The 24030-nt window shown below is 61.0% G+C and carries 22 protein-coding genes; 15 read left to right on the plus strand and 7 right to left on the minus strand.

The features are described from left to right. Window positions 1-56: 56 nt before the first annotated feature. From MQW23_RS07820 to MQW23_RS07835, 4 genes are all read left to right on the plus strand, one after another. Window positions 57-860, plus strand: a complete 804-nt coding sequence (locus tag MQW23_RS07820; RefSeq protein ID WP_252107301.1) for a SapC family protein — start codon at window positions 57-59, stop codon at window positions 858-860. Between the two features lie 947 nt (window positions 861-1807). Continuing rightward, the gene (locus tag MQW23_RS07825; RefSeq protein ID WP_252107302.1) at window positions 1808-2020 is read left to right on the plus strand and encodes a DUF6447 family protein; all 213 of its coding nucleotides are present in this window, start codon (window positions 1808-1810) and stop codon (window positions 2018-2020) included. A 350-nt stretch (window positions 2021-2370) separates the two neighbouring features. Then, the gene (locus MQW23_RS07830) at window positions 2371-3621 is read left to right on the plus strand and encodes an O-antigen ligase family protein (RefSeq protein ID WP_252107303.1); all 1251 of its coding nucleotides are present in this window, start codon (window positions 2371-2373) and stop codon (window positions 3619-3621) included. 185 nt (window positions 3622-3806) lie between these two features. After that, entirely contained in the window at window positions 3807-5315 is a 1509-nt protein-coding gene (locus MQW23_RS07835) for a M14 family zinc carboxypeptidase (RefSeq protein ID WP_252107304.1), read from the plus strand. 111 nt (window positions 5316-5426) lie between these two features. Here MQW23_RS07835 and MQW23_RS07840 read toward each other — a convergent pair whose 3' ends face one another. Together MQW23_RS07840 and MQW23_RS07845 are read right to left on the minus strand one after the other, a co-directional pair. After that, window positions 5427-6002, minus strand: a complete 576-nt coding sequence (locus MQW23_RS07840; protein WP_252107305.1) for a FlgO family outer membrane protein — start codon at window positions 6000-6002, stop codon at window positions 5427-5429. 4 nt (window positions 6003-6006) lie between these two features. Beyond that, window positions 6007-6702 (minus strand): hypothetical protein, encoded by a 696-nt coding sequence (locus MQW23_RS07845; protein ID WP_252107306.1) that lies wholly within the window; start codon window positions 6700-6702, stop codon window positions 6007-6009. Window positions 6703-6837: 135 nt separating this feature from the next. Between MQW23_RS07845 and MQW23_RS07850 the strand changes: the two genes are divergently transcribed. The 3 genes from MQW23_RS07850 (at window position 6838) to MQW23_RS07860 (ending at window position 10546) form a co-directional block, all read left to right on the plus strand. Further along, window positions 6838-7875 (plus strand): OmpA family protein, encoded by a 1038-nt coding sequence (locus MQW23_RS07850; protein WP_252107307.1) that lies wholly within the window; start codon window positions 6838-6840, stop codon window positions 7873-7875. Between the two features lie 467 nt (window positions 7876-8342). Beyond that, the gene (locus tag MQW23_RS07855; RefSeq protein ID WP_252107308.1) at window positions 8343-9278 is read left to right on the plus strand and encodes an HAD-IIB family hydrolase; all 936 of its coding nucleotides are present in this window, start codon (window positions 8343-8345) and stop codon (window positions 9276-9278) included. A 47-nt stretch (window positions 9279-9325) separates the two neighbouring features. Beyond that, window positions 9326-10546 (plus strand): glycosyltransferase family protein, encoded by a 1221-nt coding sequence (locus tag MQW23_RS07860; protein WP_252107309.1) that lies wholly within the window; start codon window positions 9326-9328, stop codon window positions 10544-10546. A 79-nt stretch (window positions 10547-10625) separates the two neighbouring features. On the opposite strand, the gene MQW23_RS07865 is transcribed toward MQW23_RS07860, so the two are convergent. From MQW23_RS07865 to MQW23_RS07885, 5 genes are all read right to left on the minus strand, one after another. Then, complete coding sequence (locus MQW23_RS07865; protein ID WP_286086885.1) at window positions 10626-12242, minus strand: methyl-accepting chemotaxis protein; 1617 nt, start codon at window positions 12240-12242, stop codon at window positions 10626-10628. A 151-nt stretch (window positions 12243-12393) separates the two neighbouring features. Then, a complete protein-coding gene (locus tag MQW23_RS07870; protein WP_252107310.1) occupies window positions 12394-13989 on the minus strand; it encodes a methyl-accepting chemotaxis protein in 1596 nt (531 codons plus the stop codon). A gap of 122 nt (window positions 13990-14111) precedes the next feature. Next, window positions 14112-14885 (minus strand): thiol:disulfide interchange protein DsbG, encoded by a 774-nt coding sequence (gene dsbG, locus MQW23_RS07875; RefSeq protein ID WP_252107311.1) that lies wholly within the window; start codon window positions 14883-14885, stop codon window positions 14112-14114. Window positions 14886-14929: 44 nt separating this feature from the next. Further along, the gene (locus MQW23_RS07880) at window positions 14930-16738 is read right to left on the minus strand and encodes a sugar phosphorylase (protein ID WP_252107312.1); all 1809 of its coding nucleotides are present in this window, start codon (window positions 16736-16738) and stop codon (window positions 14930-14932) included. Between the two features lie 138 nt (window positions 16739-16876). Continuing rightward, window positions 16877-17071 (minus strand): hypothetical protein, encoded by a 195-nt coding sequence (locus MQW23_RS07885; protein ID WP_252107687.1) that lies wholly within the window; start codon window positions 17069-17071, stop codon window positions 16877-16879. On the opposite strand from MQW23_RS07885, the gene nrdR reads away from it, so the two are divergent. From nrdR to MQW23_RS07925, 8 genes are all read left to right on the plus strand, one after another. Then, window positions 17045-17536, plus strand: a complete 492-nt coding sequence (gene nrdR / locus MQW23_RS07890) for a transcriptional regulator NrdR (protein WP_252107313.1) — start codon at window positions 17045-17047, stop codon at window positions 17534-17536. The genes MQW23_RS07885 and nrdR overlap by 27 nt on opposite strands. After that, a complete protein-coding gene (ribD, locus tag MQW23_RS07895; protein WP_252107314.1) occupies window positions 17536-18693 on the plus strand; it encodes a bifunctional diaminohydroxyphosphoribosylaminopyrimidine deaminase/5-amino-6-(5-phosphoribosylamino)uracil reductase RibD in 1158 nt (385 codons plus the stop codon). The genes nrdR and ribD overlap by 1 nt, the downstream gene beginning before the upstream one ends. 130 nt (window positions 18694-18823) lie before the next feature. Beyond that, complete coding sequence (ribBA, locus tag MQW23_RS07900; protein WP_252107315.1) at window positions 18824-19981, plus strand: bifunctional 3,4-dihydroxy-2-butanone-4-phosphate synthase/GTP cyclohydrolase II; 1158 nt, start codon at window positions 18824-18826, stop codon at window positions 19979-19981. A gap of 37 nt (window positions 19982-20018) precedes the next feature. Continuing rightward, window positions 20019-20504: a 6,7-dimethyl-8-ribityllumazine synthase gene (ribH, locus tag MQW23_RS07905; protein WP_252107316.1), complete on the plus strand. Its 486-nt coding sequence runs from the start codon at window positions 20019-20021 to the stop codon at window positions 20502-20504. Beyond that, entirely contained in the window at window positions 20501-21004 is a 504-nt protein-coding gene (gene nusB / locus MQW23_RS07910) for a transcription antitermination factor NusB (RefSeq protein ID WP_252107317.1), read from the plus strand. Before ribH ends, nusB begins: the two co-directional genes overlap by 4 nt. 33 nt (window positions 21005-21037) lie before the next feature. Continuing rightward, window positions 21038-22012: a thiamine-phosphate kinase gene (gene thiL / locus MQW23_RS07915; RefSeq protein ID WP_252107318.1), complete on the plus strand. Its 975-nt coding sequence runs from the start codon at window positions 21038-21040 to the stop codon at window positions 22010-22012. Then, window positions 22009-22482, plus strand: a complete 474-nt coding sequence (locus tag MQW23_RS07920) for a phosphatidylglycerophosphatase A family protein (protein WP_252107319.1) — start codon at window positions 22009-22011, stop codon at window positions 22480-22482. Before thiL ends, MQW23_RS07920 begins: the two co-directional genes overlap by 4 nt. A gap of 216 nt (window positions 22483-22698) precedes the next feature. Further along, on the plus strand, window positions 22699-23955 hold the full coding sequence (locus MQW23_RS07925; protein WP_252107320.1) for a DUF945 family protein: 1257 nt from the start codon (window positions 22699-22701) through the stop codon (window positions 23953-23955). Window positions 23956-24030: the final 75 nt, after the last annotated feature.

Genomic DNA, 24030 nt, shown 5'->3' on the forward strand with positions numbered 1-24030 from the left:
TTTGTCATATTTATCATCAGTAATGAATGTTTGTAACGCGACATTTAAGAGGCCTCATGTCTAGCTTTGCACCGCTTTCTTTCAGTGAGTTCCAGAATAAACGCTGGTTAAATACCCCTGATTTCAATTTTGTTTCTACTCAGAGCGCCATTGCGCTTGTCGCTCAAGAGCTTCCTCACGCAATCCCCACCATGCCAGTAGGGTTCCGTAAGCTGGAAGACGGGCGCTACGAGCTGGTTGCTATTTGCGCCTTGGGCAATGAGCGAAACTTGTTCGTCCATGCGGATGGCCGCTGGCTGGCGAGCTACAAGCCTGCGCTGTTGCGCTCTTATCCGTTTTTAACCCAATACGATAATGCTCAAAACCGGCACGTGCTATGTGTGGATGAGAGTAGTGGTTTAGTAATTGACGATGCTAGTCAGCAGGGTACTCCTTTCTTCGATGACACAGGAAAGCCGAGCGAACAGCTCACCAAAATAAAAGAGTTTTTGACTCGGTGGCAGAAACAGAGGGCGGTCATTCAGAAGGCAGTAGACATGCTTTCAAGCTTGGGAGTGATCGTGCCTTGGACATTGCATATAAAGCAGCATAATGGTGAAACCATCTCAGCACTGGACGGTTTTTATCGAGTAGACGAGGCCGTTTTGAATGCGTTATCCAGCCAAAAGATACAAGCCTTGAGGCAGGTGAATGCGCTACCCGTCGCGTATGCTCAGCTTTTTTCACAGCACAGAATTGCCGTACTTACGCGTCTCAATAGTATGCACGCAAAAAATACGGATACGCCGTTTAGCGAAAGTGATGTGGATTCTCTTTTCAAAGAAGGTGATGATGATTTTACCTTCGACTTTGATAGCTAAAACGTGACATTTGCATGTTTTAAATGCTTTTCAAACACCTGTGTGAATCATTGAAAATGCCGTTGAGAAGGTGTTTCAATGATTGTTTTGTCACCTGGTTTATTTTAAAGAGTGGGCGATATTGGGGAGGTGGTGTGCGTAGGACGATGCTTATTACGAGGCGCCAGCGATCGATACACTAAGCAAAGACGCGTTCCCGACACGGGTTCCTTGGGTGATCGAAACAACTTTTACCCAAGGGTCCAACTTCAGTAGAATATCGCGCCTATTATAGGCCACTAGAGCAGCGCTGGATGTCCGAATTACCCAAGAGTATCGTGCTGAATGGCTATCGATATCCCACGTGGACCCTAAGCGTACGGGCGCGTGAGCAGCTCGCTAATCTCCATCGTGTGGATGCGTATATCGAGGAGTTGAATGATCGGCTGTCGTTTTATACGTCCGCGCGTGATCTATGTCAGAGGCACTTGTTGGATGCGCTGCCCAAGAGCTCGTTACCTGCTCAGCGAAGCTACTGGCAAACTGCGCCGCTCGAATGGGCACGCGCTGAATGGCCACCCCGTTCTTCCTCATTGAGGCTACGCCTACTAGGTGATGCAATTCATTATCGTGAAGGTGACCAGGTGCTGATATACGTCAAAGGGCACGGAGTGGTGGGATGGGGGCAAGTTGAAACCGAGGCGCTATCCACCATGCGTTGCCTGGTTTGGCGCTTTAGAGTGGCAACCCTAAAAGATGCGCTGTCTGCCAAAGCACTTAGGGGTTTAGGTCTTCGCCATCCTAATCGCGCTTCTCAATTGCTACCTACACCATCTGGAGTACCGGCGCTTTTGACAGCGCTCGAGAAAAGGCCCGCTTTCACGCCGTGATGTGAGAGAGCTTCGACATTTGAACAAACACCTGTAATAATCCGCTCTTAAGTATTAACGACCCCTAAGGAGTACTTTATGGCGCAGGAGAAAGCCCAGACCGTCACTATCGATGGTCAGGAATATAATATGGCGGATCTATCTGAAAACGCGCGTGCTCAGCTAGTGAACCTACGCGTAACGGATCAGGAAATTCAGCGCCTCAATCAGCAGTTGGCTATTGCTCAGACAGCTCGTACTGCCTACGCCAATGCACTTAAAGCCGAGTTACCTGAAAAGCAAACCCACTGAGTGCCTTCTTGAACGACAAGGTATTGCTTGGCTGTTTATATTCGACGGTCAAGCTGTTCCTTATTTAGCTAACGATTTAATCGCTTGGTTTCAGTGGCGCACTGGCACCAGGCGGTTTTTTTGATCCCGTCTAACTATTTTCGCTTTATGCGCATACCAAAAAGTGCATCTATCGCCCGGGTCGGGGCGCGCCTGCCTTAACGTAAGTTATGTATCGAGATAATCCTTTTTTGAGGGTTTGCTTGAACGCTCTCTTCCCAAACCCTTCCCAAAGAGAGGCTGGGTTTCCTGAAAATGTATGCCAACGGTTGTGCTACTATTTCTGCCCCTTGTTTTGGCTGGACGGCAGAATGGTCGGTAGCAAACCTTTAACGTTTTTTGTCAGTGTTGCTGTTTTTATGATGGGCGCGATTGCGTTGATTGCGCCTTCTGGCTACTCCATCGGCGCGGGGTTGCTGTTGCTGGCTTCGCCTGTTCTTTTACTTCAGCCTCTCTCAATTACGTTGACCCGTCAGGATAAATGGATCATTGCAGTGCTTTTTGCATACTGTGCCGTGGTTGGTGGGCTTGGGGGTATGGAGGCAGGGGCGCCCGGGTTTGATCGTCCATCACGCTTTCTTTTAGCGATTCCTGTGCTGCTTTTAATTTTGCATTACCCTCCCTTACTTTCGTGGCTCTGGGGTGGATTGGCGCTTGGCGCCATCGGCGCTGGCAGCTGGGCACTCTGGCAAAATTTAGTTTTGAATGTGGAGCGCGCCGACGGTTTTGTGCACGTTATTCAGTTTGGCAATTTAAGCATGCTAATGGGCGTTTTTAGTTTGGCTGGATTGGGCTGGGCTTTAGGTCGCCGTGGCAGAGCTTTGTGGTTTGCGCTGCTGCTGGCTGGCGCATGTTTAGGGATGCTGGGCTCACTTTTGTCAGGTAGTCGCGGCGGATGGATCGGCCTACCTTTCATCGCTTTCGTGCTTTATCGTAGCTATGGTCGCGGGTTCTCGCTCAAAACCAGGGCGGTGGCGGTAGGGCTTATACTGGCCATTGCCGCGATTATGTACGTGACCCCGCAAACCGGGGTTCAGGAGCGCATTCAAGCTGGTATTAACGATGTAACTCAGTATGTCGGTGGAGGCGATCGTGACACTTCACTGGGGCTTCGTTTTCAGATGTGGCGAGGCGCCGGGCTCCTTATTGCCAAGCATCCGGTGTTGGGATGGGGCGATACTGGTTACGTCCAGGCGATGCAGGCGCTGGGCGAAAGTGGCCAGATCAATCCGGCAGCGGCCGGGTTTGACCACGCGCACAACGATTTTATCGATGCCACCGCCAAACGCGGCGTGGTAGGACTCACTATTTTGCTGGCCCTTTATCTAGTACCGATGCGCTTGTTTGCCTCTGGGCTTTCTCACGAAAACTACCGCGTTCGCTCGATAGCGGTGGCGGGTACGCTGCTGCCCGTGGCCTATATCGATTTTGGCCTCTCGCAAACCTTCATGGCGCACAACAGCGGCGCCATGTTCTACGCCTTCTGGCTAGCGGTGTGGTGGGGCGCGTATAGCGCCTACCGGCGCCAGTCAGCCGCCGTCGCCGCGTCTTTCACGCACTGAGCCCTACTCGCATTAAAAAGCCGGGTCTGGCTTAACGCGGTTGGATGCGTTATAGCTAAAAGGTGGCCGCCGGGCGAGGGAGTCGTAGTTTTCGCAAAGCGGGCCGAAGAGCACGCGATGGCCGCTCGAGCGCAACAACAAGCAGGGAAAACGAGCTGCAACAATAATGCTGGGAGGCATAACCGATGCTAACACCGACTCAAACCATACAGTCCTACTATCTGGCGCTTTTTAGCCGCGCCGCCGACCCCGCCGGCCTTGCCCACTGGCAGGCGCAGCTGGATAGCGGTGCGCTCGCCCCCCAAGGCGTGCTGTTCAATATGCTACAGTCGGAGGAGTTTCTGGCAGGTACGTCCGGACTGTTCGACCCGGAGGATAGCGGCTGGGTTCACGAAATTTACCAACGACTCTTTGCCCGCGACGCCGAACCTGCGGGCGTCGAATACTGGAACGCGCGCGCCGCGGAGGGCGCTACGGCTCAAGCATTAATGGAGTCCATCATGGCCTCGGCCAGCAAAACTGATCTGGAAGCCCTCGATGCCTATACGTCGGTAGCGCAGTTCTATTCCCAAAACGTGAGTGATGCGGACTACGACGCTGACCAGCCGCTGGTGCAGGACGGCTTTCGCAGCAACGAGCAGCTTTATGCCGACCTGCAGGCGCTCGACGCGCGCTTCGACACGCTGTCGCTGACCCAGGCGGGGGAGTCGATCGAAGGGAGCCCGCTTTATGCGGCAAGCGTGGGTGATGGGCCGCGTAAGCTGATGATCGTGACCCAACAGCACGGCGACGAGCCGGTGGGTACCGAGGCCGCCATGCATTTTCTCGAGTGGCTAAGCGGCGACAGCGACGCTGCTGCGGCGCTTCGTGAGCAGGTGAGCGTGACCGTGATGCCGCGCGTCAACCCGGACGGCTTCGCGCGCTGGGAGCAGCTGGTTGCCGGTAATCTCGACCCGGAAACGACGCTGGACCCGCGCCGCAACGCCGCCGATATCGATCTCAACCGCACTTGGGACTCCTCTCAGCCCCTCGATGCCACCCAAGCGCCGGAAACCGCGGCGATCCGCGCCGTGCTGGCTGCTTTCGAGCCGGAGATGCTGCTCGATTATCACAACCAGAATAACTATTTGAACGCAGCCGGCGAGCTTGAAACCCAATCGGTTCTGTGGCCGACCAATGACAGCGTCGCGCCGGGCATTACCGCCACAGCCCAGCAGGCCGCCCTAGCGCTTGCCCAGGGGCTCGAGGCGTTCGACTATGGCTATCTGTCGCTTTTCCCCGGCGGTGACGCGGCGGATATCGGCCGTAACGGGATCGGCATCGACGGTACGCCGGTGCTGCTGGTCGAGCAGCGCGGGCTCGAAGAGTTCGAGCTAAAAGCGCTGGAAGGGCTCGAGCTTGATTTCGACGCGGTGGCAAGCGCGCTGACCCTTGAAGGCATCCTGGGGATGCTGGAGATCGCGCGGGCACTTGGCAATGATGGCTTTGCCGGCTTCGACCCGGCGCTGGCGTTGGAGATTCCCGAGCGCGGAGAGCGTACCCCGTTCGAAGAGCTTTACGGCGAAGAGATCGAATGGGGGGGCGCCGCCGCCACGCTCGACGCGACCGCCATGGCGGCGATGAACGAGCCGGTCACACCGCTGACGCTGGCCGGCGTAGCGGATGCCCCGATGGCAGAGTATCAGGTGGCCTGAGCCGTTTCACCGTTTTAAATGTACCGTTACGTCAGAAAAAAAGCGGCGCGCTACCGAGTAGCGCGCCGCTTTTTTGGTTGTTGGCTGGCAGGCGCTTAAACGCTTTAGCCGCTACCAGCCGCCCTGACTTTCCAGCAAGCTCAGCGTGTTGTTGTTGATCGGCAGTTTGAAGTCGGCGGTGGCCAGTACCATGGCGTCGCCGGCGCGAACGACCCGGGTGCTCACATAGATATAGTTCTGCGCCTGAGCGTAAGTGCCCATCAGAATCGAGCGGGCGTTGCTCTGGGCGCCCAAGCGCTGTACTTGGCGTGACAGGATCAGCTCGCCGACGTTCTCTTCGACGAACATGCTGTCGCGCATCTTGACCTCGCGCACTTGCATGCCCTGCTGGGCCAGTGCCGAGGCCATGATCTCCGAGCTGATGCGCCCAAACGTGGATGACTGGGTCAGGTTGTCGATGCTGACGAACGTGGCCGCGATCATCGGGCTGTAGCGGGTCATGTCCGGGTTGCTGGCGACCATGCGCGCCGCCGCTTCGTGGGCCAGTTCCGAAAGATCCGGCTCCGGCAGGGCGGGCGTGGGGCCGCGCTGGTTCATTCCCGCGCACCCGGCCATTAACAGCACGCAGGCGACAAGTAGGGCGTGGCGCAGATGAAGTAGCAGCGAAGTCGGAATACGTGTGGGCATGGCCTTACCAGGTATCGGTGAGCGGAATGGCGGGGTCCGGGTAGTGCACCCGTTGCGGCGCGTACTGACGCCGGTCGCCCTCGTTGATGTAGTAGATGTTCGACGACGAGTAGAGAATGCGGTCGTCATCGATGACCTGCGTGGTAATGATGATCTCTTCGTTGCCGGTGTATGTCCAGCTACCGCTAAAGACGTCCGCGGCGATGCCTGCAGGAATCAGCCCCAGCGCCGGCTCGGCCCAGTGGTTGATGGGAATGGTCGCTACGGCGATTCCCGCGGTCAGCGCGGTGAATGCGCCGGTCGGTGGACGAATGAAGCCTCGGTCGCGGTGCTCGACGATTTCTACATCCACGATTACGTCGACGCTGTTGCCCCCGGGGGCGGTGGTAACGTTGGCGCCGCGGGTCACCAGCTCGCTGGTCAAGAAGGTGCGAAAGCCGCGATCGAACTCCCCGCCGCTATAGGGAACGTAGCCATCCGGGTGCGGGTTTTTAATGTGCAGGTCGCGAAAGCGCACCCGCTCGCGCTGGAGAATCTGGCTGGCCTCGTGACGGGCGAGGATCTCCCAGTGGTGGGCGGCCTGCATGCGCTGCTGCTCCGAGTAGGGATAGGTCGTCGCAATCGGAGCTTGGGAGGTGTTGGCATAAAAACAGCCGCTCAATGCAAGACTCAAAAGCCCTACGCCGAGTGCGCCTGCCACGCGCGTCGTTCCAGCTAAAAGACGGGTATACAACGGCTAGTTCCTTCTCTTCGCAAAAGGGGTTTTTGATAAACTGGCTTGCATACGAGTACTTATCGGCCAATCGCTCGAACACTTGAATGAGTAATCACGCCCATGCTTGAAGATCACCGCGGCGGCTCGCGCCACGACACGCTTTTGTCCGCGTATCCGACGGAAGACGGCAACAGCGGCTGGATGATCAGCTATCTCGACATCATGACGCTGCTGGTCGCGCTGTTCGTCGTCATCATTGCGGCGGCCAACATACGCCCGGGCTTCTCAAGCGATGAGCCGCTCGATCTTTCCAGTTTCGACGGCCCCATCGTGCTGGAATCAATCCTCGACGTGCCGCTGCCCGCACCGCTCACCCGTGCCGCCACTGAGCTTCCCATCCCGAACCCTGACGAGTTGAGCCCGAGGGCGATCAGCGCCGCGCTGGGCGTGGCGGGGCTGCCGGGTAGCCGGATCGCGCCGCTAGCCCCGGCCATTGTGCCGCCGCCGGCACTTTTGGCCCACACGCCCGCGTCGGTGGAGCTTGAGGAAGTGCCCGAGGCGCCTGCCTTCGAGTGGCTGCTGCCCGCGCCGCTGTTTGCCGAGCGCGCAAGCCAGACGCTTCGCCCTTTGGGTGCGGCGCCGCTTGCCGACTACATGGTGATTTTGACCGACGAGCCGCCGGTCAACGCGGTGCCCATCAGCGAAGAGGCGGTGCGCGGCGCCGTGAGTGTGGCGGAGCGTTTGAATGAATCGCTTTACTTGCCTAGCCTGGAGGGGGTAGAAGTTGCGCGTGTGCCCGAAGGCATCAGTCTACGCGTGCAGGATCGGCTGCTGTTTCCTTCCGCCACGGCGGAGCTGACCGATGACGGCACCTCGCTGGTGGGGAGCCTTTTGGAGACCATTCAGCGCTTCGATGGTGAGGTATCGGTCGAGGGCCACTCGGATAGCCAGTCGATCAATACGCCGGAGTACTCTTCGAACTGGGCGCTTTCCAGCGCCCGGGCGATCGCCATCGTCGAGGCGCTGCAGGCGGCCGGCGTCGATGCGTCGCGACTCCGCGCGGTTGGGCTCGCCGCTACGCGCCCACTAGCGGATAACTCGACTGCCGAGGGTCGCGCGCGCAACCGCCGCGTCGAGGTCGTCATTCATGTCGAATAGAGAGCGGGTGTTAACGAAATAACGGCCAAAAAAAGACCCGCCGGGGGTGGGCGGGTCAGCTAGGGCTTGGCTCGGTGTAGTCTGCTGGTGTCAGGTGAGGGGTGTACAAGGCCACCAGCAGGTACAATTTGAGTATAGACATTTTCACGCTTCTGCCAAGGATTTTTTCAAAAATTTTTATACGCCGAGTTAAGGCTTGTCCAACTTCGCGTTTTCCTGCCTTTCGGCCCGCTCAAAACCGCGCTTTTTCTGCACCAAAATAGAGCTTAAAGCGTGCGCTCTTCTAGTGCCTTCTGCCATCCTTTGGTTCACCTGCTCGACAATGTGCTGATAAACAAAGCGTTTCAGCGAGTGGCACGCAATCTGCTTGGATTAGAGATATGCCAATGAGCCGCGATCGATCAGGGCTCATTCCAGGCCATCGCCTCGTTGGCTTGCGCGCCGTTCAACCCAAAGCAGGTAGTGCCATGACGGAACATGCCTCTTCGAGCCACCAAGCGCCCCCCCGTGAAGCGTCAACGGCAGATACTCCGGCGCTGGACCCCGCTTTCGAGCCGCGCCTAGTGGTCACCGACCTGGACGGCTCGTTGCTCGATCATGACAGTTACGATTTCTCCCCTGCCCGCGCCACGCTCGCAAGGCTTCGCGTGCTCGGCGTGCCGGTCATCCCCGTGACCAGTAAAACCCGCGCCGAGCTCGTCGCGCTTCGCCAAGCGCTGGATCTCACCGCGACACCCTTTGTCGCCGAAAATGGCGCGGTCATTGGGTTACCGCCGGGCTGGTGCCACCCGAGCTTGGATCGCCCCGGTAGTGCCCGCGACAGCCTCGTCATCAAACATACCGGCGTGGATAGCCGCTTCATTCGCGCGCGCTTGAACGTTTGGCGCGAGCGCTTGGGCATTCGCTTTACCCGAATGGGGGAGATGTCCATCGAGGAGCTGATGGCGCTAACCGGGCTCGATGAGCCACGCGCACTCACCGCGCGCCAGCGCGAAGGCAGCGAGCCGCTTATGTGGGAGGACAACGATATCGCCCTCGACGCCTTTCGTTTAGCGCTGGAAAGCGACGGACTCACGTTGACCCAGGGCGGGCGGTTTTATCACGTGATGGGCGCGTCTTCTAACAAGGGTAGCGCCGTGGAGTGGCTGATCAAGCGCTTTAGCGCCCTAAGAGGCAGCCGCCCGCTGACCTTGGGGCTGGGCGACGGCCCAAACGATATTGCAATGCTCGAAGCGGTGGATCAGGCGGTGGTCATCAAGGGCCGCCACGATTTGGCGGTCGAGCCCCAAAGCGCCGCGCTTTATCGCACCGATGCTTTTGGGCCCGCCGGTTGGGTTGAAGGCCTTGCGCACTGGTGGGGGGCCGAGAATGTGCGGCCAGGCGTTGAAACCGACACGCCCTGACCGAACGTGGACAAACGAACACCCAGGCGCTACGCCAGAGAGGGCATATGAGCGATTTTCATCAAAACGGTTTGATCACGGATTTTCATAACCTGACCCGCCGCCCCGTCGAGGAGCTGGAGGCGGATCTTTGCCGATTTGCCGAGCGCCGCCCCATGGGGCTGATTCTGCCGTCGCTGTTTTCCGAGCTCGAGGGCCCGGCGCTTTCGGCGATCATCGATGAGCTCAAGGACGTCCCCTATTTGGGCGAAATCGTGATCGGCCTCGACCGTGCCGACCGTCAGCAGTTTCTCTTCGCTCGCGAGTTCTTTTCGCGCCTGCCGCAGCATACCCGCATTCTCTGGAACGACGGCCCGCGCTTGACTGCGCTGCACGATGAGCTCGAAGCCCACGGCCTGGGGGCGGTGGAGCCGGGCAAGGGGCGCAACGTCTGGTACTGTTCGGGTTACCTGCTGGCCTCGAACCGCTCGAAAGTAATCGGTCTACACGACTGCGATATTTTGACCTACGACCGCGGGCTTTTGGCGCGCCTGATGTACCCGCTGGCCCATCCGCGCTTTAACTACAGCTTCTGCAAGGGCTACTACCCGCGTATCGCCGAGGGCAAGCTCAACGGGCGTGTCTCCAGGCTGATGGTAACGCCGCTTTTACGCGCGCTGAAAACCGTGTGCGGGCCGCTACCGTATCTGGATTACCTGGACAGCTTTCGCTACCCGCTTTCCGGCGAGTTCGCCATGCGTAGCGAAGTGCTCGAAGGGATTCGTATTCCGGCGGACTGGGGTCTTGAAATCGGCGTGCTGTCAGAGCTTCAGCGCAACTACTCGATGCGCCAGATCTGCCAGGTCGATATCGCCGACACCTACGATCACAAGCACCAGCCGGTCAGCGAAGAGGACGCAAGCGGGGGGCTCAACCGCATGAGCCTCGACATCGCCAAGGCGCTTTATCGCAAGCTCGCCACCCAAGGCGTGAGTTTCAGCAGCGAGGATTTTCGCACGTTGAAGGCGACCTATTACCGCCTGGCGCTGGATTTGATCGAAGCCTACGACCACGACGCCACCATGAACGGGCTGAGTCTGGATCGCCATAGCGAAGAGCAGGCCGTCGAGCTTTTCGCCAGCAACCTGCTGGAAGCGGGCAACCTGTTTCTTGATAACCCGCGCGAGCGCCCCTTCATCCCCAGCTGGAACCGCGTGCAGGCCGCCATTCCCGACCTGCTCCCGCGCATGCGCGAGGCGGTGGAGCTGGATAATCAGGGCGATGTCTAGTCACTCGCGCGGCGCAATAACAAAAGCGCCCGCGCCGTGAAACGGCGCGGGCGCTTTTTCATCATGATACGGTGCGCGCCTAAAAGTCCTGCGAATGTGTCAAGCGGGGCGCGCCACCAACAGGAGACGATAGCACCGGTGTCGCGGTCGCCGTGGACGGGATACGGAAGTTGGCGACCCGATCGCGCAAGCGCGTACTCAGCTCGGCGAGCGTCTGAGTGGCGTGGTTACTCTGCTGCACCAGACCGGCGTTTTGCTGGGTCATCTGGTCCATCTGGGTCACCGCCTCGTTGACCTGCTCGATTCCGCTGCTCTGTTCACGCGTGGCCGCGGAGATCTCCTCCACTAGCGTGCTGAGCTGCGCGATATCGTCGACAACGCTATTGATGATATCGCCGGTGCTGCGTACCTGAGTGCTGCCTTCTGCAACCTTCACGCCGGAGGTCTCGATCAATTTCTTGATCTCCTGGGCCGCCGCGGCGGAGCGGCTGGCCAGTTGACGCACCTCGTTGGCCACCACGGCAAAGCCGCGGCCCTGCTCGCCGGCGCGCGCTGCCTCGACCGAGGCGTTGAGCGCCAGGATATTGGTTTGAAAGGCGATACCGTCGATGGTGTTAACGATACTGCTCATCTGTGCGGCACTTTCGTGGATGCTGCTCATGGTGCTGACCACGGTGGTCATGGCGTCACTACCGCGTCGCGCGTTATCGGCGGTGGACGAGGCCAACTGGCGGGCATGATCGGCGTGCTCGGCGTTTTGTTTAACCGTGGCCGTTAGCTCCTCCATGCTCGAGGCGGTTTCGGCCAGCGAAGCCGCCTGCTGTTCGGTACGCGTCGAGAGCTCCTCGTTGACACCAACGATCTCCTCGACGCCACTGTTCACCTGATCGGCGCTATGGTGAATGCCGCCGATCGTCTCGGCAAGATTCGTGCGCATGCGGTCGATGTTGTACAGAAGGCTTGCCTGGTCGGCCCGGCCCAGTGTCGTTTCCCGAGTGAGATCGCCCTGGGCGATGTGGCTGACTACTCCGGCGGCGTAGCGGGGGTCTCCACCCAAACGACGGCCGACGTCGCGAATGACCCAGCCCATCAGCAGCGTGACGGGGATGCCGATGATCAGAAGCGCCACGAGCGAGCGAATCAAACTCGAAATGAAGGTCGCGTTAATGTCGTCGACATATACCCCGGCGCCGTAAGCCCAGCCCCAGTCGGCCAAATAACCGAAATAGCTGATCTTGGGAAACTGCTTGTCGCCGGCATCAATGCGACGTGAGTAGTAATCGACGTAACCACCGCCACCCTTGGCGGCTTCGAGCAGGGCGCTATAAAGGTGCATGCCTTTACTATCCTGAAAGCTGCTCATGTCATCGCCTCGCTCGCGTCGCGGGTGATAGACGATATCGAGCTGATCGTCGAAGGCGAAAATATACTCGCCGTCACCAAATTGAGCGTTGGCAATGCTCTCGATGGCGCGCTGCTGGGCTTGCTCAAGCGTAAGCTCTCCGCTGCGAGCGCGCGCCTGAAGCGATTCCAGCTGGGTGCCCAGGCTCTCCACCACCTGCTTGATACTGTTGCGCCGCTCCTGCTCGATGGTTTGACGGGTTTCCAGGCCCAGCCAGCCTACCAGGATCAACATGGCCAGGCATATCACCGCAAGAATGCCCCAAAGGCGTTGGTTCGTCGTTAGTCGTGTCATGATCTTACCGGTGTGGCCTCGTAGAAGTAGGGAAACGCGGTTGTTTATATCGGCTGGATTGAAGAGCGCATTAATAAAAAAACCGCTCGTAGACAAGCGGTTCAACAGGATTCGTTTGAGTCGTATCAGGCTTTTAAAGCGCTATCGCTATTTAGAAGGAAGGGGCAGGGGCGTCGCCGGATGGCTCGGGCAGTTGGGCCGCGGTAGTAGGAGCAATGCGGAAGTTAGCGACCGCCTCTCGCAGCTGATGGCTGAGCTCAGAAAGCTTTTGAGCGGTGTGATTGCTTTGTTGGACCAGTCCGGCGTTTTGCTGGGTCATCTGATCCATTTGGGTTACAGCGTCGTTAACCTGCTCGATTCCGCTACTCTGCTCGATGGTGGCGGCGGCAATTTCCTTGACGAGCGTGCTGAGCTCGCGAATGTCGCCGACCACGCTATCGATGACTTCGCCGGTAGTGCGCACCTGCTGGCTACCGTTGGAGACTTTCGCGCCTGAGTCCTCGATTAGCTGTTTGATCTCCTGGGCCGCCGCGGCGGAGCGGCTGGCCAATTGGCGTACTTCGCTTGCGACCACGGCAAAGCCGCGGCCCTGCTCGCCAGCGCGCGCCGCCTCGACGGAGGCGTTAAGCGCCAGAATATTGGTCTGAAAGGCGATGGTGTCGATGGTATTGACGATGCTGCTCATCTGGCTCGAGCTTTCGCTGATGGCCTCCATCGTGCTCACCACACTCAGCATGGCGCTGCTGCCGCGCTGGGCGTTTTCCGCGGTCGAGGAGGCGAGCTTGCGCGCGTGATCGGCGTGCTCGGCGTTTTGTTTCACCGTGGCGGTCAGCTCCTCCATGCTGGAGGCGGTTTCGGCAAGTGAGGCCGCTTGTTGCTCGGTGCGCGTGGAGAGCTCTTCGTTGACGCCGGCGATCTGCACGACGCTGCCGTTGACCTCATCGGCGCCCTGATGAATCTCGCCGATGGTGTTGGCCAGGCTTTCTCGCATACGGTTGATGTCGAACAACAGGCTCTGCTGATCCCTACGGGTGAGCCGTGTGCTGACGGTCAAGTCACCATCGGCGATGTGGCGCACGACGTCGGCGGCGTAGCGCGGATCTCCGCCCAGGCGTTTGGCAATATCGCGAATCACCCAGCCCATAAGCAGCGTCATGGGCAGCCCCAGTAGCAGCAGTGCCAGCGCGGCCTTGATCAGGCTATCGATAAACGCCGCGTTGATGTCATCGATATAGACACCGGTGGCGATGCCCCAGCCCCATTCGGGTACGTAGGCTACGTAGCTCATCTTGGGAATCTGCTCGTCTTCACCGAGGCGGGTAGTGGCGTAGTAAACGTGCCCGCCGCCGTTCTGGGCGGCCTCGAGCAGATCCGCGTAGAGCCGCACGCCGTTGGCGTCTTCGTAGCCGCTCATATCGGTGCCGCTGTCCCGCGTCGGATGTGAAATGACGCGAAGCTGATCGTCGAAGGCGAACAGGTATTCGCCGTCGTTGTAACGGAGACTCGAGATGAGTTCGACGGCGCGTCGCTGCGCCTCCTGCTGATCGAATTCGCCCTGGCTTGCCCTCGCCTGTAGCGCTTGTACCTGGCTTTGGACGCCGGTCACGATATATCGGATGCTGGCCTGGCGTTCGTCGGTGAGCGTCTGGCGGTTATCCCAGGCCAGCCACCCCACGAGCAGCAGCATCGATACCCAAATCACCGCCAGCGTGCCCCAAAGCTTTTGTGTCGTTGTTAAACGCTTCATGGAAGATCCTTTTATTGTTGATGTGTCTTTTATCGACCTCCTTGAGGGGCGCATTAGAAGCGAGAGGGCACTCTTTAGTCGTAGAGGAATCGGCTTTGGGGCGCCTGAAAGAGCATCGCGGCTTAGGGCGCCTCACCGCCCATCAGCTCGATCAGGCGCTGCTCGCTCGGCAAGCCTTCGATACGGTCCAGGCGCGTGTGGCCGTCCTCGGTTTCGCGCTGAAAGGCGGTGGTGGGAGTGGCGATCAGGCCTAACCCTTCGAAGAGCTGGTTGTTGGCGTAGACCTGCTCCTCGATCTCGATGTCTTGGGCGCTGGGTTCTAGCGGTTCGCCTTCGCTGTGGGCCGTCAGTGCGGCGGAGGGGTCGTCGGCGGCCAGAATCGTCGCGGCGAGCGCCGGGCTCGTGGGCGCCAGAATGCCAACCATAATATGGCGAATTTGCACCTGGCCGGCCTCGACCCAGGGGCGCGTTTGGCGCCAAAGCCGCTTGCAGTAGGTGCAGTTGGCGTCGGTAAACATGTAGAGCGTGCGCGGGGCGTCGACATCGCCGTCCTGAATCCAATGGCTCTGCTCCAGGCGCTGCCAGGTCTGCGCCTCCAGCGGCACCCGCACCGCGGCCTCGAGCTGCGCCTCGGTCAGGTTCTCGCCGTTTTGATCGAAAAGCGTGCCGATCACGGCGTGCTCGCCGTCCGGCGTCAGGTAGACGATCATCTCCTGGCCTTGGCGGCTCGCGCCAAAGCCCGTTAGCCCGCCGGGCGCATCGATGCGCTCGTGAATGGCGATGCCTTGAGCCTTGAGCGCCTCGATGGGCGCGGGCAGCGGCGAGGCGCCGGCGGGCGCTGCGAGAACGGCAAGTGTTAGCGCGGCTAATGAGACGGTCTTGCAGAAAGTCGCCATGGTGAGTCTCTTGTCTGAGTGGAAAAGCGGAAGGATTGGCGGCCTTATTCGCCCTCGCTCACTAGCCAACGAACGGCGTAGGGCGGCAGGGCGTTTTCCGGCGTCCAGGGCGTGGCATCAATCAGTAAACGCCAGCGGTGCGCGGCGAGCGCCTTCGTTAGCTCCGCGCCGGCCTCGCAAAGCGGGGCGGGCCGGTCGGTCACGTTGAACAGCGCCAGCAGCGTGCGGCCATCCTCGAGCGGGCCGCGCGTGATCGCCAGCAGGTTGTCAGAGGTGGCCAGTACCTGCTGGGCCGCCGCCGGGTGAAAGCAGGGCTCGGCGCGGCGCTGGCGCAAAAAGTCACGTAACGCGAAGAATATATCATGGGTCGGCGTGGTCGGGCTTTCGAGCAGCAGGTCGAGCTCGTCGAGCGCCCAGCGGTGGCGGTTGATCGAGCGTAGTCGCCCGCTGCGCTCGACGCCTTCGTGATCGTTGAGCGAGCCGGTCAGCGTATGGATATAGAGCGCGGGAATGCCTTTGAGCGTGAGCATGATCGCTTGGCTGCAAAGAAAGCGAGCGATCTGCCAGGGGTCCGGCCCGCGGCGGGTGCCGCGCATCGCCTCGAACCAGGTGATGTTGATTTCATAAGCGGTGTCGGTGCCGTCCGGGTTGCTGCGCATGCTGACGAAGCCGCCGAAGCGGTGCATTAGCTCCAATAGCGCATCGCGCTCGTGATCCGGCAGTAGGCCTTCCAGCGGGCGCACGCCGATGCCGTCGTGGCTGGCGGTGAAGTTCAGGTAGGTGCAGTTATCGGGCAGCGGCGGCAGACTCGCAAGCCAGGCCTGCAGGGTCGCGGTTTCGCCGCGGGTCAGAGTGTGAAGCAGCAGCGGCGGCAGGGCGAACTGGTAGACCATGTGCGCCTCGTCTGCGGCGCTTGCGCGCTCCGGGGCATTGGGCGCCAGCCGGTCGAGGCCGAAGTAGCTGATGTTCTCAGCGTGGGGCACGTTGGTTTCGGTAATGAGCAGCGTTCCCGGAGAGATTTCGTCGACGATCGCGCGCAAAAGCCGCACTACGGTATGGGTTTCGGGCAGGTGAATACAGTTCGTGCCCAAGCGCTTCCACAAAAAGGCCACCGCGTCGAGGCGGATAATGCGGATACCTTGCAGCAGGTAGAACAGTAGAATGCCGACGAATTCAAGCAGTACGTCCGGGTTCTCGAAGTTCAGATCGATCTGATCGTCGGAAAACGTGGCCCACAGGTGGCGCGTGCCCCGGCGGGTGGCCACCGGTACCAGCAGCGGGCTGCTGCGCGGACGGGTGACCTGGGAGACATCGGTATCCGGGTCGACCTCTATAAAGAAATCGCGCCCAGGAAGGCTGCCGGTCAGATAGTCGACGAACCAGAGCGACTCGCGGGAAACGTGGTTGAGCACCAGATCACCCATCAGGTCGAAGTGGCTGGCAAGCTCGCGAATGTGCGACCAGTCGCCAAGCGACGGATTGACCTCACGATAATGGATGACCGAAAAGCCGTCGTCGCTGCTCCAGGGGAAGAACGGCAGCACGTGTACGCCGCTGATGCAGTCGCCTAGTCGCGCGCGCAGAAAGTCGCTCAGCACGGTCAGCGGCGCCGTATCGCCCTGAACGATCGAGTCGCCGTAGCTGATCACCCACTGATCCTTTTCGCTCCAAAGTGGTGCGCCAGCGGGTGTGCTGGCCACGCAAGCGACCGGCGTGCCGTCCTGGCTTTCGCCGCGCCCACGCGCGCTTTGATAATATTCCAGGTGCTGTTTGACCCGCCGCGTGACCTCGCCGGCGCGGTGGCCGTAAAGGTGGGTCAGGTAGCGGTGAAGTGTCTGTTCGAAAAGCGTCATGGCGCCTCCTTCCGGGTAAACTGTCACAAACGCTGCAGCTTGTGTGCCAAATCGTTACAATGCTAGGTTATGCCCGCACCCGTTAGCGCGGCTTTACGGCGCCCCTGATTAAAAAAGCGCGTCATGCAGCGCGCTTTTTTAATCATGTGTCGGTCGATGTAGCGGTTTTGATGCGTTTTTTGATAGCTGCGTTGTTACTGTTTTAACTATGGCGACGGCTTTAACCATTGCCATGGCTTTAACCATAGCCACTGCTTTAACCATAGCTGCTGCTTCGACCGCTGCTTCAACCATAGGTGAACGGCCATGCATTGCCCTTTTTGTGGTGCTCACGATACGCGGGTGTCCGATTCGCGCCTGGTGGCCGACGGTGATCAGGTGCGCCGGCGGCGTCAGTGCGCCAGCTGCCAGGAGCGCTTTACGACCTACGAAACCGCCGAGCTGATCATGCCGCGGGTGGTGAAATCCGACGGCTCGCGGGAAAGCTTCGACGAAGTCAAGCTGCGCGCCGGTATGCTGCGCGCCCTTGAGAAACGCCCGGTCAGCGCCGAGGCGATCGAAGCGGCGGTCGAGCGTATTCGCCAGCAGCTGCGCGCCCGGGGCGATCGCGAAGTCAACGCCCGCGATATTGGCGAGGCGGTCATGAACGCGCTCAGCGGGCTCGACCAGGTGGCCTATATTCGTTTCGCCTCGGTCTATCGCAAGTTTCAGGATCTCGACGAGTTTCGCGCCGAGATCGATCGCTTGGCGCCTCAGGGCGCCAAGGGCGAATCCGGCAAGCCCCGCGAGGAGAGCTGATGGACGCGCCGTTTTCCAATGCTGACCACGTGCACATGGCCCGCGCCATTGCACTGGCCAAAAAGGGGCTTTACACCACCGACCCCAACCCGCGGGTCGGCTGTGTGATCGTTCAAAGCAATGACGAACACGGCCGCGTCGTCGGTGAAGGCTTTCACGAGCGCGCCGGCGAACCCCACGCCGAGGTGCACGCGCTTAACGCCGCGGGCGACAACGCCCGCGGCGCGACGGCCTTCGTGACGCTTGAGCCCTGTTCGCATACCGGGCGCACCGGACCCTGCGCCGAGGCGCTGGTCGATGCCGGCGTGGCGCGCGTGGTGGTCGCCATGGTCGATCCCAATCCTAGAGTGGCCGGGCGGGGTATCGAGCGCTTGAAAGCGGCGGGCATTCGGGTCGAGGTTGGGCTTTTGGAGGCGGACGCCCGCGCGCTCAACCCAGGGTTCGTCTCGCGCATGGAGCGCGGCACGCCCTTCGTGCGCCTGAAAATGGCGATGAGCCTGGACGGGCGCACCGCCATGGGCTCTGGTGAATCGCAGTGGATCACCGGGCCCGAGGCGCGGCGGCAGGTACAGCGGCTGCGCGCACGCTCGAGCGCCATTTTGAGCGGTGTCGAGTCGATCATTCTGGACGATGCTCGCCTAACGGTTCGCGCCGAGCAGCTGGGCCTGGACAACGCCGAGACGGTCGTGGCCCGCCAGCCGCTTCGCGTGATCATGGACTCCACGCTTCGCTTGCCGCTGGCCGCGGCCTGCCTGCAGGAGCCGGGCCAGACGCTGGTGATCACCACCGAGGCGCACTCTGATGAGAAGCGCCAGAAACTCGAAGCGGCGGGGGCGCGAATTCACGTCATGCCCGCCGTCAAGGCGGGGCGGGTGTCGCTCTCCGATATGCTCAGCTTTTTATCGAGCGAGTATGATGTCAACGAAGTGTTGGTCGAAACCGGCGCGACCCTGGCCGGCGCCCTGCTCGACGCAGCGCTCATCGACGAGCTGCAGCTATTTGTCGCGCCGACGCTTTTAGGAGGAGAGGCGCGGCCGCTTTTCGCTCTTCAGGGCTTGAGCGAAATGGCGGACCAAAAGCGCCTCGATATTCAGGATATTCGCGCGGTCGGCAGTGATTGGCGCATCATCGCCACGCCCCGCGCGGTGGCGTCTTAAACGCGTAATTTTAGAGAACGTTACATGCGCAGGCCAAGGCCCCCGCGCGCTAAATCTGGCGCGCCGGGGCCAGCCACGGTACCCTGCGCGCAACATCGCACGACGGTGCGGCTACTTTACGGGAGTTTCCATGGTGCAACCCTCTTTTGATGGTTTGTCCCCGATCAGCGAGCTGGTCGAGGATATCCGCCAGGGTAAGATGGTGATCCTCATGGATGATGAGGATCGCGAAAACGAAGGCGATATCATCATGGCGGCAGAGAAGGTTCAGGCCGAGCATATCAACTTCATGGCGCGCCACGCCTGCGGGTTGATCTGCATGCCGATGACGCGTGAGCGCTGCGAGCGGCTGAACCTGCCGCTGATGGTGGGTAACAACGGCTCCGGGTTTGGCACCAAGTTCACGCTCTCGATCGAGGCGCGGGAAGGGGTCACCACCGGTATCTCTGCCGCCGACCGCGCGCGCACCGTGCAGGCTGCCGCCGCGCCCAACGCCCGCGCGGCGGATATCGTTCAGCCCGGCCACATCTTTCCGCTGATGGCCGAGCCCGGCGGCGTGCTGCGCCGGGCGGGTCACACCGAAGCCGCCTGCGATCTGGCCGCGCTCGCCGGGTGCGACCCGAGCGGAGTGATCTGCGAGATCATGAACGACGATGGCAGCATGGCGCGCCGCCTGGAACTCGAGGTGTTCGCCAAGGCTCACGGGATCAAAATGGGCACCATCGCCGAGCTCATTCACTACCGCATGGTCAACGAGCAGACCGTCGATCTGGTCGAAACCACTCAAGTGGCGACCGCTCACGGCCCGCTGGCGCTGCACGTGTTTCGCGACCGGTTGCAGGGCGGCCACCACCTGGCGCTGGTGAAAGGGCGCCCATCCCCGGAAACCACGACGACGGTGCGCGTTCACCTGGAAGATACGCTCAGAGACGTGCTGGGGCTCAAGCACGAGGCCTCTTCGCGCTGGCACGCCCACCGGGCGCTCGAGGAGATCGCGGCGGCCGAGGCCGGCGTGCTGGTGCTGATCGACGAGGGCCACCCGGCCCAGGGTTTGAAAGATCAACTGGATGTCTTTTTGGGTCGCGTGCAGCCGCCGCGCACCAGCGACTCCGACGGCTCCGGCAACTATTTGACCATAGGCACCGGGTCGCAGATTCTGCGCCATCTGGGCGTCGGCAAAATGCGCCTTTTGAGCTCGCCGTGGAAGTTTTCAGCGCTGTCGGGGTTCGACCTGGAAGTGGTCGAGCTGGTGAGCCCCGACAGCAGCACCGATTCAGCGTCCGAGTGAGACGTCCTGATACGCTTATTGAGTAGGATGAAAGAAGATGCAATCCCTTATGCAAGTTGAAGGCAGCTTCGTCGATGTCGACGGGCGCTACGTAATCGTCGTTGGGCGGTTCAACCATCACGTGGTCGACAGCCTCGTCGAAGGCGCGGTCGATAGCCTGACGCGTCACGGTGTCGATGCCGACAATATCCATATTGTCCACGTGCCCGGCGCTTGGGAGCTTCCGCTGGCGGTCAAGCGCGTGCTCAAGACCATGAAGCCCGAGGCGGTCATCGCGCTGGGCGCGGTGATTCGTGGCGGCACGCCGCACTTCGAGTACGTGGCTGGCGGCTGCAATACGGCCATCAACCACCTGCAGCTCGAATTCGATACGCCGGTAGCCAACGGCGTATTGACCGTGGAGTCCATAGAGCAGGCGATCGAGCGCGCCGGTACCAAGGCGGGCAATAAGGGCACCGAAGCCGCGATGGCCGCCATGGAAATGGTCTCGCTCTTGCGTGCTCTGCCCGGAGACGACTCATGAGCGAGCGTCCGGAGCGTAAGCAAAGCGCCGCCCAACAGGCCCGTCGCGCCGCGCGCGAACTGGCCGTTCAAGCGCTTTATCAGTGGGACATGACCGGCAAGTCCGCCACCACCGTCGAGGCGGAGTTTAGAAGCCAGCTCGCCGACGACGACCTGGAAGACCACGAAAACTGGGTCAAAGTGATGGAGATCGCCGACAAGGCGCTGTTCCATACGCTATTGCACGAAACCGTGCGCCACAAGTCCGAGCTCGACCGCGAAATCGCCCCGCTCTTGGACCGCCGGCTGGAAGATCTCGACACGGTGGAACTGGCCATTCTGCGCCTGGGCGCGTATGAGCTCGCCAAGCGCCCGGAAGTGCCTTACCGCGTGGCGATCAACGAAGGCGTGGAGCTTGCCAAGTCCTTCGGCGCGACCGACGGCCACAAGTACGTCAACGGCATCCTCGATAAGCTGGCTAATCGCTTACGCAGTGCCGAGGTCAGCGCTCGCCGCCTGTAAGGCGCAGCGCTTGAATTGCGTTAAGGGGCCATTGTGTTTGGCGAATTCGAACTCATTGAACGGTTTCTAAAGCCTGCGCCCGCCGCGCTCGATCGCGGCGTGGCGCTGGGCGGCGGCGACGATGCGGCGCTTTTGATCCCGCAGGCGGGCTTTGAACTCGCGGTAAGCGTGGACACCTCGAACGCGGACGTTCATTTCCCGTCCGAGGCTCCCGCAAGGGCCGTCGGCCATCGCGCGCTAGCGGTGGCCTTGAGCGATTTGGCCGCGATGGGCGCGCGTTCTCGCTGGTGCTTGATGGCGTTGACTCACCCAAGCGATGCGTTTGAAGACGAAGCCGCCGCCGCGCGCTGGTTTGAGGACTTTGGCGGCGGCTTTCACGCGCTTTGCGAGCGCCACCAGACGGCGCTGGCGGGCGGGGACGTGACCCGCGGGCCGCTTGGCATCAGTGTGACCGTGATGGGCGAGGTGCCCAAAGGCCAGGCGCTCACCCGCGCCGGCGCCCGCCCGGGTGACCTGATCGCCGTGACCGGGGCGCTTGGCGGCGGTGCCGGGGGGCTTACGCTTTGGCAGCGCGGTGAGCGCGACCTGGCGCACCCGCTGCTAACGCGCTACCTGCTGCCCGAGCCTCGGCTCGAGGCAGGTGTTGCGCTGCGCGGCATCGCAAGTGCGGCGCTGGATATTTCCGATGGGCTGCTGGCGGATCTCGGCCATTTGCGCCAAGCATCCAACGTCGGCGCCGAGCTCGATATGGATGCGCTGCCTGTCGCTCAAGGCCTGATCGAGGCACTTGGCGAGTATGATGCGCAGGCCGCCATGCTTGGCGGCGGCGACGACTACGAGCTTCTGGTGACGCTGGCGCCCGGTGAGCTTGAAAAGGCGCGGCAGGTGCTGGCGGAGTTAGGGCTTGCGCTTTCTGTGATCGGGCGCTGCTGCGAGGCGCCGGGCGTTCAAGGGGTGCCGGCTGAGGCGGCCCAGGGCTGGCAGCATTTTCACCGGGGGCAGTCATGATCAAGGCTCCGTCGAGCGTCTGGCGACGCCCCACGCACTTTTTCGCCTTCGGCCTTGGCAGCGGCATGGTGCCCTGGGCGCCGGGTACCTTCGGCACGCTGGCGGCCATTCCGTTTTACTGGATCATGGCGGATCTGCCGCTGGGCTGGTATCTGAGCATAGTGCTGGTCGCCTTCATCGTGGGCGTCTGGCTGTGCGACAAGACCTCTCACGATCTGGGCGTTCACGACCACTCCGGCATCGTCTGGGACGAGTTCGTCGGCTACTGGATCACCATGGCGGCGGTGCCGTTCTCCTGGGAGGCGGCGCTTTGGGGGTTCATCGTGTTTCGTATCTTCGATGTATTTAAACCCTGGCCGATCCGCTGGGCCGACCGGCGCGTCGCCGGCGGCTTTGGCATCATGATCGACGACGTCATGGCCGGCATTTACGCTTGGAGCACCATGCACCTGTGGTTCTGGCTGCACTAGGCCAAGCCTTGGTCTTTCACATCGATGTCATGGGGCGGTATTACGCTTTTAAGCGTCGCGTTCAGGGTGATGCGTTTGGCCTTGGCGTGTAAAAGCAATAAGGTGATTACCTAAAGCAGCGCGTAATAAAAGCAACAAGCAATAAAACAGCACGGTGACGCAGCGGCCCGGCAATTTGGAAGAGGGCGCCTGATTTCGGCTATCCAGGGAGATGGCATGCGCAAGGAACGTCTTATTGTCCCGATCATCGTCGTGGCGGCGCTCGTTTGGGCCGTTGCGCAGTTGATCTCGAGCGTTCTGTTCGAGCGCAGCCTAAGCCAGGCGTTGGAGGATTTGGAAGCGCGCGGCGAGTGGCGCGTAAGCCGCCCCGAGAGCAGCCCCGGGTGGCTCTCCTCCCAGGGGCGGCTTTTGCTGTCGCCGCTGCTCGGCCGGCCCTGGCAGTTGGAAGTCACTTATGATGCCCGTCACGGGCTTTTGAGCACCGACGTTCAGGGCACGTTGGTGCCGCGCCTTGGAAGCGCGTTGCAAAAGGCGGTGGGTGAGGTCTCGGCGCTGTCGCTGCCGCGCTGGCAGGGGCGCTACCACACGCTGAGTGGCAAGAGCGAATTGCGCCTGGCGCTGGCGCCGTTCGTCATTCAGCAAAGCGGGCGCGAGCTCGACGTGCGCGGCGCGCGCCTGCGTCTGGAGGGAGTATTCGGCGACTGGCGCCTTCGCGCGCTGTTCGATCAGCTCACGCTGAGCGACGGGCCGGCCTACCTGCGCTTTGGCCCGACCGTGCTCGAAAGCCGCTACACCTATATCGAAGACGCCTACCACTTCGCCCAGCGCGATCATCTTACCGTCGAATCCACCACGCTCTCTTACCCGGGGTACGAGATCACCGTTGCCTCTACCGACGTGCAAAGCCAGATGGTATTGGATGAAAGCGAGCTGCGCCTGAAAGGGCGGCTGGCGCTGGGAAATGTGCACGTACCCAGCGAAGCGCCGGATACGCCGCTTGTGAGCGGCGAGATCGAGGCGGAGCTTTCAAGGCTCAACGCCGACGCGGTGCGCCAGATCATCCGCCGCCTGCGTCAGGAAGCCGCCTGGGGCGACCCGGAGCGGCCGATGGCCGAAGGCGTCATGGCGCGTTTGGAGCCGGAAGTACTCTCGCTTCTAAGCGACTCCCCACGCCTTGACGTGACTCGCATCCAGCTCGAAAGCCCGCTGCTGGGTATCGACGTCGCCGCCGACGGCGCGCTCTTTTTCGACGGCCGCCGCCTCGATGCGCTCAGTCTCGAGGATCTAAGCGATGCCAAAACGCGCTGGCGCTGGCGCGACCGGCTCGATGGGGATTTCGTCTGGTACGACGCGCCCACGGTTGCCGCCCTGTGGCTAGGCCTGCCGCTGGGCACCCAGGAGCTGCAGTTCGACGTCATTCGCGGCAGCTGGCGGGTCAACGGGCGCCCGCTGCCCGAGCTATTGCCCCAGTAGCGCGCCCTGCGCTGACCGGCGCGGGGGCGCCTCTCGAGCGATACGGTTATCTGCCCAAAGGGTTGAAGTTTCCCC

Origin of the sequence: Halomonas sp. S3-1-1 (assembly GCF_023757625.1) — a bacterium.
Classification (GTDB): Bacteria; Pseudomonadota; Gammaproteobacteria; order Pseudomonadales; family Halomonadaceae; genus Vreelandella.